9 protein-coding genes and 1 pseudogene are annotated in these 11,376 nt (G+C 65.2%); 6 read left to right on the top strand and 4 right to left on the bottom strand.

Annotated elements, in window-relative coordinates; genetic code table 11:
• Positions 1 to 272, top strand: a pseudogene (locus G524_RS16640) (IS701 family transposase); the annotation flags it as partial.
• A gap of 251 nt (positions 273 to 523) precedes the next feature.
• Positions 524 to 3,082: a TonB-dependent receptor gene (locus G524_RS0110540; RefSeq protein ID WP_245561352.1), complete on the top strand. Its 2,559-nt coding sequence runs from the start codon at positions 524 to 526 to the stop codon at positions 3,080 to 3,082.
• A gap of 224 nt (positions 3,083 to 3,306) precedes the next feature.
• Here G524_RS0110540 and G524_RS0110535 read toward each other — a convergent pair whose 3' ends face one another.
• On the bottom strand, positions 3,307 to 4,470 hold the full coding sequence (locus tag G524_RS0110535) for an acyl-CoA dehydrogenase family protein (RefSeq protein WP_027443688.1): 1,164 nt from the start codon (positions 4,468 to 4,470) through the stop codon (positions 3,307 to 3,309).
• Positions 4,471 to 4,579: 109 nt separating this feature from the next.
• Positions 4,580 to 5,353: a crotonase/enoyl-CoA hydratase family protein gene (locus tag G524_RS0110530; RefSeq protein WP_027443687.1), complete on the bottom strand. Its 774-nt coding sequence runs from the start codon at positions 5,351 to 5,353 to the stop codon at positions 4,580 to 4,582.
• A gap of 127 nt (positions 5,354 to 5,480) precedes the next feature.
• Between G524_RS0110530 and G524_RS0110525 the strand changes: the two genes are divergently transcribed.
• Together G524_RS0110525 and G524_RS0110520 are read left to right on the top strand one after the other, a co-directional pair.
• On the top strand, positions 5,481 to 6,749 hold the full coding sequence (locus G524_RS0110525; protein WP_027443686.1) for an acetyl-CoA C-acetyltransferase: 1,269 nt from the start codon (positions 5,481 to 5,483) through the stop codon (positions 6,747 to 6,749).
• A complete protein-coding gene (locus G524_RS0110520) occupies positions 6,733 to 8,277 on the top strand; it encodes an acetyl-CoA acetyltransferase (protein ID WP_027443685.1) in 1,545 nt (514 codons plus the stop codon). The genes G524_RS0110525 and G524_RS0110520 overlap by 17 nt, the downstream gene beginning before the upstream one ends.
• A 35-nt stretch (positions 8,278 to 8,312) precedes the next feature.
• Here G524_RS0110520 and G524_RS0110515 read toward each other — a convergent pair whose 3' ends face one another.
• Together G524_RS0110515 and G524_RS15645 are read right to left on the bottom strand one after the other, a co-directional pair.
• Complete coding sequence (locus G524_RS0110515; RefSeq protein WP_027443684.1) at positions 8,313 to 8,954, bottom strand: carboxymuconolactone decarboxylase family protein; 642 nt, start codon at positions 8,952 to 8,954, stop codon at positions 8,313 to 8,315.
• On the bottom strand, positions 8,954 to 9,496 hold the full coding sequence (locus G524_RS15645) for a VOC family protein (RefSeq protein ID WP_036857772.1): 543 nt from the start codon (positions 9,494 to 9,496) through the stop codon (positions 8,954 to 8,956). Before G524_RS15645 ends, G524_RS0110515 begins: the two co-directional genes overlap by 1 nt.
• 156 nt (positions 9,497 to 9,652) lie before the next feature.
• Here G524_RS15645 and hppD point away from each other — a divergent pair, with 156 nt between their 5' ends.
• Both hppD and G524_RS0110500 read left to right on the top strand, forming a co-directional pair.
• Positions 9,653 to 10,783, top strand: coding sequence for a 4-hydroxyphenylpyruvate dioxygenase (hppD, locus tag G524_RS0110505; RefSeq protein WP_027443683.1), 1,131 nt, complete (start codon positions 9,653 to 9,655; stop codon positions 10,781 to 10,783).
• Positions 10,780 to 11,349, top strand: a complete 570-nt coding sequence (locus G524_RS0110500) for a VOC family protein (protein ID WP_027443682.1) — start codon at positions 10,780 to 10,782, stop codon at positions 11,347 to 11,349. The genes hppD and G524_RS0110500 overlap by 4 nt, the downstream gene beginning before the upstream one ends.
• The last annotated feature ends 27 nt before the right edge of the window (positions 11,350 to 11,376 follow it).

The raw sequence follows: 11,376 nt of genomic DNA, 5'->3' as shown, positions 1-11,376 counted from the left end.
AGGCCCGCTGGGTCTGCGAGCAGGCTCACCAACAGCTCAAGGAAGAGCTCGGCTTTGATCACTTCGAGGGACGATCATGGCAGGGTCTTCACCGACATGCCCTCATGAGCATGATCGCGTTCGCCTTCCTGCAAGCCCGCCGCCTCAAGGCAGCGGGTCGGAAAAAAAAGAAGTCCGAGCCCGCCGCCGCAGCCAACCTTGCCCGCCATCAGGCAGGCCATCCTGACCCAGCTCAGCCAGCCTCCGCCGCCAACATGCCCCCACTGCCGTAGACGATGGCGACGATTGATCCTTAGAAATCTGCCAAAGTAGTGCTAGCCTCTCTTGACCAATGGCAACAATCTTTCGGCGATGCGCGCAGCGGAGCACCTTTGCTTCGCAGCGGCGCTGATTGTTGCATTTTTGCTACTCGGCCCAGAACTTTGACTGTGACGCTTGGCAGGCTGGCCGGGCCTGATAGTTTTGCCAGCCGACACCAAGACCGACACCAAGACCGGCTGGTGACTGGAGAGAGGGAGACCCCATGACGCGCAAGTTTACCACGCTTGTCTGCGGGCTGATGGCCTGTAGCGCGCTTACCACGCCCGCCTTCGCGCAGGGGCAGGCCGATGAGGCGCCCACCATGCGCGATGACAACGTGATCATTGTCACCGCCACCCGCCGCGCCCAGGACGTGCAGGACATTCCGCTGGCGGTTACCGCGATCGCGCCGCAGCAGCTCGAGGCGCAGCGCGTGGTCGATATCCGCCAGGTGGCAACGCTCGCGCCCTCTTTTACCGCCAGCCAGGCGCAGCTTGCCTCGGGTTCGGTGGTGCTGCGCGTGCGCGGTGTGGGGACGACTTCGAACAATATCGGCTTTGAGAGCGCAGTCGGCATCTTCGTCGATGGCGCCTACCAGTCGCGCCCCGGCGTGGCGCTGGCTGAATTCGTCGATGTCGAGCGGGTCGAGGTGCTGCGCGGCCCGCAGGGCACGCTGTTCGGCCGCAACACCTCAGCGGGCGCGCTCAACATCACCAATGTGCGCCCCGATGTCAGCGAGTTCGGCGGCTTCGTGAATGCCGAATACGGCAATTTCGATGAAAAGAGCCTGCAAGGCGCGATCAACGTGCCGCTGGTCAAGGATACGCTGGCGCTGCGCTTGACCGGGGCCTGGCGCGAGCGCGACGGTTTTCTTGACGTGGTCAACCGCAACGGGGTGAAGGTCGGCGAGACCAATGATGTCGATCAGTGGCTGGTGCGCGGCCAGATCGGCTGGGACACCGATAGCGGGCTGCGCGGGCGCATCATCGCCGACTATTCCAAGAGCAAGTCGAGCTGCTGCGGCGCGATCGAGCTTTACCAGTCGCCGCTGGTGACCGGCGGGGCCTATGCTGCGGTGGGGCTCGGGCTCAACGGCGGCAATGGCCAGCCGGTGGTGGCCACCACGCCGCGCGACCAGCGCACTTTCGAGCGGGCGATGGACAACCGCATCGTCTCGGCCAACTTCGCCCCGCGTGCCGATATCGACAACTACGGCATCACCGGCGAAATCGAGGTGCCGGTGGGCGAGAATGCCGATCTCATCTTCATCGGCTCGTGGCGCAAGTACGAGAGCTTCGAGGCCTACGATTCCGATTTCACCGGGCTCGATATCTTCAACGTTACCGGCCTCAACCTCGACCTCGAGACCTGGACTGCGGAACTGCGCCTGCAGGGCGAGACCTTGGGCGGCAGGCTCAATTACATGATCGGCGGGTTCTATTCCGACGAGACGATCGACCAGTCGGTCAGCTTCGCGCTGGGCCAGGATTACGGCGAAAACGTCGGCGCGCTGCTGTTCGTGCCGACCGGCGGGGCGCTCGGCCCCAACCCGCTCACCCTGTTCACCGGGCGCGACCCGGCGGGCACCACCAACACCAACCGCTTCCAGCAGGATGCCAAGAGCTACGCGATCTTCACCCATAATACCCTCGAGATCACCGATGGCCTCGAACTGACGCTGGGTGCGCGCTATTCGTGGGAAGAAAAGTCGGGCGGCTTCAGCCAGACCGCGGTCAACAACCAGATCTGCCCGGCGACGCTGGGTGCGCTGGGGGTGATTCCGGCGGCGCTGCGGCCTTCGTTCATCGGCCTCGGCTGCTTCGGCTTCACCGCGCCGGCCGATCTGCCGCAGGCGGCTGTGCTGCCGCTGGTGCGCACCTTCCAGACCGATTTCGACGACGAAGAGCTGATCTACACCGTCAAGCTGGGCTATGAATTCAGCTCCTCGGTGAATGCCTATGCCAGCTTCACCCACGGGTACAAGGCGGGCGGTATCAACCTCGATACCACCGCTGCGGTGAACGGCGCCGATCCGCGCTTCCTGTCGGAAGAGGTCGATGCCTATGAAATCGGCCTCAAGGCGAAGATGCTCGACGACAAGGTCACGCTCAACCTCGCGGGCTTCTACGAGGAGTTCACCAATTTCCAGGTGCTCGAGTTCACCGGGACCGCTTTCACCACCTTCAACGTCCCCGTGGCCGAGACCAAGGGCGTCGAAATCGAAGGCCTGATCCGTCCCAATGACGAGCTGACCTTCAACGTCGGTGCCACCATCCTCGAGGCCAGCTATCCCGATGATTGCGACAAGGGCCAGGAAACCGTGGTCACGGTCGCCTCGCTGTGCGGCAACGACCTGACCAACGCGCCGCAGCTCATCGCGCTGTTCGGCGGGATGTGGGAAAAGCCGATCACCGATTCGATGGAGTTCTTCCTCTCGGGCCAGGTCCGCATCGAGGGCGACCAGCGCACCTCGACCCAGGCGATCGTGCCGCCCACCGTGCCGGCCGGGGCAACAGCCGAACAGGTGCAGGCCGCGATTGATGCCGCGCCGCGGATCATTGCCGACATCCAGGACGGCAAGGCCTTCGTGAACCTGCGCGCGGGCCTGCGCTTCGGCGATGGCCGTTACGCGCTCGAAGGCTGGGTCAACAACCTGACCGACGAAGTGGTGCGCGGGGTGACCTTCAACACCACCCTGCGTGGTTCGGGCGCGGCCAATTCAATCTCGGCCTTCACCCTGCCGCCGCGGCAATACGGGGTGACGCTGCGCGCCAAGTTCTGACGGCCAAGCACGGCTTGTGCCGCCAGCCCATGTGGGAGAGGGGGGGCGGCCCGTGATCGGCGGGCCGCCCTTTTCGCTTGCGCAGCGTTGCGGCGCGGCAAAGGCAATCCGCGCCAGCGGCACGAACGTGCGACACGAAAAAGGCGGCCCGGGTTGCCCGAGCCGCCCTCCAATCTCGATCCTCGCGCTTGATCGGCCCCCCGGGGCCGCGAGCGCCGGGCCGCTTACATCGAGCGCGCGATCAGCATCTTCATGATCTCGTTCGAGCCGCCATAGATGCGGGCGATGCGGGTGTCGCGATACATCCGGGCGATGGCGTAATCATTGATATAGCCCGCCCCGCCGTGGAATTGCAGGCACTTGTCCACCACTTCCGATTGCAGTTCGGTCACCCAGTATTTCGCCATGCTGGCGGTGGCGACATCGAGCTTGCCCTCGAGCAGCTTGGCGATGCAGTCGTTGACGAACACCCGCGCCGCGGTGCCGCGGGCCTTGAGATCGGCGAGGGTGAACTGGGTGTTCTGGAAATCCCAGATGGTCTTGCCGAAGGCCTTGCGGTTCTTGACGTATTCGACCGTCACCTCGAGCGCCTTTTCGATCCCGATCATCGCTCCCATGGCGATCACCAGGCGCTCCTGCGGCAGCTCACCCATGAGCTGATAAAAGCCGCGCCCCTCGATCCCGCCGAGGAGGTTGTCGGCCGGCACGAAGACATTGTCGAAGAACAGCTCGGAGGTATCCTGCGCGTCAAGGCCGATCTTGTCGAGCTTGCGCCCGCGCTTGAAGCCTTCGGCCCCTTCCGTCTCGAGCAGCAGCAGCGAGATGCCCTTGGCCCCTTCGTTGGGATCGGTCTTGGCCACGACGATGATGAAATCGGCGAGCTGCCCGTTCGAGATCCAGGTCTTGGAGCCGTTGAGGCGGTAGCCGTTGCCGTCCTTGAGGGCGGTGGTCTTGATGTTCTGGAGGTCAGAGCCGGCATCCGGCTCGCTCATCGCGATGGCGCTGACGAGATCGCCGGTGACGAGGCGGGGGAGATATTTCTTCTTCTGCTCCTCGGTGCCGTGGCGCACCAGATAAGGCAGGATGATGGTGTTGTGGAGGCTCGCGGCAAAGCCATCCACGCCGTGCTTGGCCTGCTGGTCGATCACCACCATGTCGTGGCGGAAATCCCCGCCATGCCCGCCATATTCGCTCGGCACCGACACGCCCAGCAGCCCGGCCGCACCGGCCTCGCGCCAGAATTCGCGCTCCACCTGGCCATCCTCGCGCCACTTGCGGACGCGCTTTTCCGGGGCGTGCTGCTGAAAGAACTTGCCGACCGCATCGGCAAAGATGGCGATCTCCTCGTCCTGCATGAAGGCGGGTGGGGGCACGTCGATGACGGGCATTTCTCTCTCTCCTGAAGCTCGGCCCGGGCCGGGATGTTTCACGTGAAACATTGGCCCGGGGGATGAATGAAATTGACGGGGCAGGCCCGCGGGCGGCCCCGCGCTGTTGTTACTTGCCGGTCCAGTTGGGCTTGCGCTTCTCGGCGAAGGCGGCGGCGCCCTCGCGCGCGTCATGACTGGTGAACACCGGGGCGATCAGCCTGGCCTGGCGCTCGTAGCGTTCTTCCATGGGCCAGCCGCGCGATTCCTTCATCACCTGCTTCGATACCCGCACCGCCAGCGGCCCGTTGGCAGCGATGCGCTGGGCGAGCGCCTTGGCCGCCGCGAGCGCGGGGCCATCGGTCACCTGGTTGATGAGGCCGATCTGATAGGCGCGCTGCGCATCGATGAAATCGCCGGTCAGCGCCAGTTCCATGGCGATGCGCTGCGGGATCTGGTCGGGCAGCAGCATCACCCCGCCCGCCGCGGCAACAAGGCCGCGCTTGACTTCGGGGATGCCGAACTTGGCATCCTGGTGCGCCACCACCAGGTCGCAGGCGATCATCAGTTCAAGGCCCCCGGCCAGCGCATAGCCCTCGACCGCGGCGATCAGCGGCTTCTTGGGCGGGGCCTGCACCACCCCGCCAAAGCCGCGCCCCTCCACGGTGGGCGATTCGCCGCGCAGGAAGCCCTTGAGGTCCATCCCTGAGCAGAAGGTGCCCCCCGCCCCGGTGAGAATGCCGACCCTCAAGTCATCCTCGGCATCGAGCCGATCCATCGCCGCGGCGATACCCTCGGCGGCGGCCTTGGTCATGGCGTTCTTGGCTTCGGGGCGGTTGATGGTGACGATCAGGATGCCATCCTCAACCTCGGTCAGCACTTCGGGGGCGGTGGTCTCGCTCACGGCTCAGGTTCCTCTCTAGCGGCCTATCGAAAATGTGATTGCGATTTGAAACGCAATTCTTGTGCCTCTCGTGCAGTCGGTTTACGGACGCGTCAACCGCAATTTCGCTGATTGAGGAGAGGATCAGATGGCCGAGGCTTACATCATCGATGCCGTTCGCACCCCGCGTGGGATCGGCAAACAGGGCAAGGGGGCGCTGGCCGGCTGCCACCCGCAGCATCTTGCCGCCACGGTGCTCAAGGCGATCAAGGAGCGCAATCACCTCGACACCAGCACGGTTGACGACGTGATCTGGTCGGTCAGCACCCAGGACGGGCTTCAGGCGGGCGACATGGGGCGCATGGCCGCGCTCGATGCCGGCTATGACATCACCTCGTCGGGCACCACGCTCGATCGCTTCTGCGGCGGCGGGATCACCAGCGTCGCGCTTGCCGCGGCGCAGGTGATGAGCGGGATGGAAGATTGCCTGGTTGCCGGCGGCACCGAGATGATGAGCCTCACCGCGGCGATGGCGCAGGAGAAGATGCGCGCCGGGATCAAACCGCCGATGATGGGCAGCTACAACGAGCGGCTGCGCAAGGTGCACCCGCAATCGCACCAGGGCGTGTGCGGCGATGCGATTGCCAGCATGGAGGGCTTCACCCGCGAGGAGCTGGACGAGGTTGGCTACCGTTCGCAGCAGCGCGCGGCCGAAGCGATCGCCGAGGGACGCTTTGCCAAGTCGGTGGTGCCGGTGGTGGATGACGAGGGCAATGTGATCCTCGACCGCGAGGAATATCCGCGCCCGCAGACCACCATGGAAGACCTCGCCAAGCTCGAACCTGCCTTCCCCAAGATCGCCGATGTGCCGCTTGACGAGCACGGCACCACCTTCCGCAAGCTCATCAACCAGAAATATCCCGATCTCGAGATCAAGCACTTCCACCATGCCGGCAATTCAAGCGGCGTGGTTGATGGCGCTGCGGCGGTGCTGGTGACCAGCAAGGCCTATGCCCAGAAGCATGGATTGAAGCCGCGCGCGCGGATCGTCGCCACCGCCAACATGGGCGATTGCCCGACGCTGATGCTCAACGCCCCCGTCCCGGCGGCGAAGAAGGTGCTGGCCAAGGCGGGTCTCACCCTCGATGACATCGACCTGTTCGAGATCAACGAGGCCTTTGCGGTGGTGGCGGCCAAGTTCGTGCGCGACCTCGGGCTCAGCTGGGACAAGGTCAATGTTAACGGCGGGTCGATCGCGCTCGGCCACCCGATCGGGGCGACGGGATCGATCCTGATCGGCACCATCATCGACGAGCTTGAGCGCCGCGGTGGTCGCTATGGCCTCGTCACCATGTGCGCGGCGGGCGGCATGGCCCCGGCGATCATCGTCGAGCGCGTCGATGACTTCGGCGACTGACGCGGTGCCCGATAACACCCCGGTGATCATCGGGGTGGGGCAATATTCCGAGCGGGTGGGAGAGCCGGGTTACCAAGCGCTCTCCTACATGGACCTGGGCGGACGGGCGCTTGCCGCGGCAATTGCCGACAGCGCGGCGCGGGGCGATCTTGCGGGTGCGATCGACACGCTCGCGGCGATCCGTGCCTTCGAGATGAGCCGGCCCGGGCGTGAGCCGCCCTTCGGCGCCCCCGACAATGTGCCCGGCGCGCTGGCCCGGCGCGTGGGCGCGCGCCCTTCACGGCTGATCCTTTCCACCACCGGCGGGCAGACCAACCAGCAAATGGTGGGCGAATTTGCTCAGGCGATCGCGGCGGGAGAGATCGCCTGTGCAGCGATCGTCGGGGCCGAGGCGATCTCGACCGTGCTGGCGCTCACGGCGAAGGGCCAGAAGCCCGATTGGTCCGAGGCCATCGGCGGCAGCTTTGAGGACCAGGGCTATGGGGTTGAGGAGTTGATGGAGCCGGCGCTGTTTGCCCACGGGGCAAGCGGCGCGATCCCGCTCTATGCCCTCGCCGAAAACGCCCGGCGGCACCGGCTGGGGCTGGGCCTGGAGGCCTACCGGCGCGAGATCGGCAGGCTCTTTGCCCCCTTCACCCGCGTCGCGGCGGCCAACCCCCACGCCGCAGCGCCGGTGGTGCGCAGCGCCGAGGAACTGGCCAAGGTGACGGAGCGCAACCGCATCGTTGCCGAGCCCTATACGCGCATGACGGTGGCGCGCGATCAGGTCAATCAGGCCGCGGCGATCATCCTTGCGAGCGCGGGCCTTGCGCGCGCGCTGGGCGTGCCGGAAGACCGGTGGGTGCATATCCACGCGGTGTCTGCCGCGACCGAGGTCAAGCTGGCCGAGCGGCCCGATCTTGCCGCTGCGCCGGCCAGCATCGCCAGCGTCGAGGCGGCGCTGGCGCGGGCGGGCAAGGCGATGGGCGATATGGCCTATCTCGATTTCTATTCCTGCTTTGCCATTCCGGTCTTCAACCAGTGCGACCATTTCGGCCTTGCCTATGACGATCCGCGCGGGCTGACGCTCACCGGGGGCCTGCCGTTCTTCGGCGGGGCGGGGAACAATTATTCGGCCCATGCCATCGCCGAGGCGGTGGCCCGCGTGCGCGCGGATCGGGGCGCCTTTGCGCTGGTCGGGGCTAATGGCGGGTGGATGAGCAAATATGCCACCGGCATCTATGCGACCACGCCCGCCGACTGGCGCGCCAATGATCGTTTCTTGCGCCTGCCCAAATTGACCGACAAGGTGCCGCTCGCCGCGGGGCCGGTGCAGGGCGCGGTGGTTGAGACCTATACCATCAACCACGGGCCGAAGGGGCCGGAGGCGATCTTCATCGGCCGCGCGGAAAATGGCGCGCGGGTAGTGGGCAATGCCGATCTTTCCGATCCCGCCACGGCCGCAGCTTTCGAGAACGGCGAGCCTTTCGGCAAGCGGCTGACCTTGAAGCAGGATGATCGCGGGCGGACGGTGGGGCGGCTCGTCTGATACCCCCGCCCAACCCCTTCCGTTGCGGGAAGGGGCTATTCGCGCCGCTTGCCGCCAAGAAAATCGAGCGCGTCGAAGCCTTCGGGTGCGGGCACCTCGACGATCGGATCGTCGCGGTCGTCAAACTCGGTGCGCAGCGCCCGGCTCATCACCGCGTGCATGAGGTAAAGGCAGGTGATGTAGGTAAGCTCGAGGATCTCCTCGTCGCTGAAGGCCGCCTTGAGCTCGGCAAAAAGCGCATCGGGCACGCGGCCCTGATGGCACACCAGCCGATCGGCATAGGCAAGGACAAGGCGCTCCTTCGCATCGAAGGCACTTGCGGTCTGCCAGGTGGGCAGGGCGGCGATCTTTTCCTCGCTCACGCCCAGCCCGCGCAGCGATTTGCAGTGCTGGGAAAAGACGAACTGGCTGCCGGTGGCCCATCCCGCCCAGGTCTGGCCCAGCTCGCGCAAGACCGGATCGAGCTTGCGCTTGGGCGAGCGGTAATAGGAAAAGCCCTGCGCGGCGTGGCGCAGCGTATCGGGGGAGAGGGCGAAGACCGTCCACCAATCGCCGGGCGTGCCGGTGGCGGTGCCGGGCTCGGCCACCGGATCGCGGGCGCCGAACAGGAGGTTATAGAGTGGCAGCGCAACCTCGGCATCGGCCTCGCCACGCGGCACCTGGCGCAGGCGCGGCATCAGGCCGGCTCCACCAGGCTTGCCGGGGCGTGGCGCACGTCATCGGGGGTGAAGCTGCGGGTCGTCGCGGCAAATTCGAGCAGGATGCCGTTGGGATCGGAGAAATAGACCGAGCGGATGAACACCCCTTCATGCATCTCGCGGGCATAGCCCGAGGGGCTGTCATCATGGTTGAAGACCATGTGGGTGTGGGGCACGCCCGCCGCCTCGAGCCGCGCGAGCGCGGCTTCCAGCTCGGCCTCCTCCATGTGGAAGGCGAGGTGGTTCATCGAGCCGACCGCGGTCTTGGCCTCGAACGGGAACTTCTTGACCGAGGCGATTCCTGGCGCGGCCGGCGGGGCATCCTTCCACCAGAAGAACGCCACCGCATTGCCCCCGCCGCAATCGAAGAAGAAATGCTGCCCGCCGTCGGGCAACTGAACCGTCTTGAACAGCGGCATGTTGAGGATTTCGGTGTAGAAGCGCACCGTCTCGGCCATGTCGCGGCACACCAGCGCGACATGGTTGATGCCCTTGGTCTTGAGTTGCGTGCCCTCGGCCATCGCTGCTCTCCTTTCGCTTGGCCAGAGTGCCGCGCGGCGCGCGCTTTGGCAATTGCCCGCCGCCTTGCCTGGCGTGCTTGCGCGACTCGGCGCCATGGCTTACATGGTTTCAATTGAAACTATCATGCCCTTGCGAAGGGTACGAAGGGATCGCCGATGACCGCCCAAGCCATTGATCGCCACGCCAAGGACCTGTTCGACAACCCCGCGGGCCTCGATGGCTTCGAGTTTGTCGAGTTCTGCGCGCCGGAAAAGGGCGTGCTCGAGCCGGTGTTTGAAGCCATGGGCTTTGCGCTGGTGGCGCAGCACCGTTCCAAGGACGTGCAGCTCTGGCGGCAGGGCGGCATCAACTTCATCGCCAATTACGAGCCGCGGAGTGCGGCCTGGTATTTCGCCCGCGAACACGGGCCTTCGGCCTGCGGCATGGCCTTCAGGGTGCGCGATGCAGCGCGCGCCTATGCCCATCTCGTTGAACGCGGCGCCGAGCCGGTGGCCAATGATCCTGGCCCGATGGAGCTGCGCATCCCGGCGATCCGCGGGATCGGCGGGGCGATCCTCTACCTTGTCGATCGCTACGAAGGGGCCGAGAAGGGCAATGGCCTGACGATCTATGACATTGATTTTGAATATCTGCCCGGGGTGGAGCGGCGCCCCGTGGGGGCGGGCTTCCACACCATCGATCACCTCACCCACAATGTCTATGGCGGGCGGATGAAGTATTGGGCCGATTACTACGAGACCCTCTTCAACTTCCGCGAGATCCGCTATTTCGACATCAAGGGCGAATATACCGGCCTGACCAGCAAGGCCCTGACCGCGCCCGATGGCAAGATCCGTATCCCGCTGAACGAGGAAGGCGAGGGCGGCAAGGGCCAGATCGAGGAGTTCCTGCGCGCCTTCAACGGCGAGGGCATCCAGCACATCGCGCTCATCTGCGATGATCTGGTTGCCTGCTGGGATCGGCTCAAGGCGCTTGGCGTGCCCTTCATGACCCCGCCGCCCGCGACCTACTACGACATGCTCGACGAGCGCCTTCCCGGCCATGGCGAGGATGTCGCGGCGCTCAAGGCCCGCGGGATCCTGCTCGATGGCAGCACCGAGGGCGGCCAGCCGCGCCTGCTCCTGCAGATCTTCGCCCAGGCGCAGATTGGCCCGGTGTTCTTCGAGTTCATCCAGCGCAAGGGCGACGAGGGCTTTGGCGAGGGCAATTTCAAGGCCCTGTTTGAAAGCATGGAGCGCGATCAGATCATTCGCGGGGTGCTCAAGGTCGAGGAGCCGGCCCAATGAGCGCGCATCCGGTAAAGCTCGCCGGCATCCACCATGCGGCCTATCGCTGCAAGGACGCAAAAGAGACGGTGGAATGGTATGGCCGGGTGCTCGGCATGGCCTACACCACCGCCTTTGCCGAGGATCACGTGCCATCCACCGGCGAATATGATCCCTACATGCACGTCTTCCTCGATGCGGGGGGTGGCAATATCCTTGCCTTCTTCGAGCTGCCGAACCAGCCCGAGATGGGCAAGGATCCCAACACCCCGGCCTGGGTGCAGCACCTCGCCTTCAAGGTGCCTTCGGAAGAAGCGCTGCTTGCCGCCAAGGCGCATATCGAGGCGCAAGGAGTTGAGGTGCTGGGGCCGACCCATCACGGCATCTTCAAGTCGATCTATTTCTTCGATCCCAATGGCCACCGGGTGGAACTTGCCGCTGACATCGGCACCCCTGAGCAATATGACGAGCTTGCCCGCGTCGCCCCGCTGATGCTGGAGGAATGGAGCCAGACCAAAAAGGCCCCGCGCCATGCCGATTGGCTCCACGCCATCGCCCGGGCCGAGCACGCGGCGAAAGCGGAATAAGGCATTCCCTCACATTGCTTCCTTCTC

The sequence above is a fragment of the Erythrobacter cryptus DSM 12079 genome, assembly GCF_000422985.1.
Lineage (GTDB): Bacteria > Pseudomonadota > Alphaproteobacteria > Sphingomonadales > Sphingomonadaceae > Erythrobacter > Erythrobacter cryptus.
Note: the sequence above shows the minus strand (reverse complement) of the source record. Positions and strands in the feature narration are given on the sequence as shown.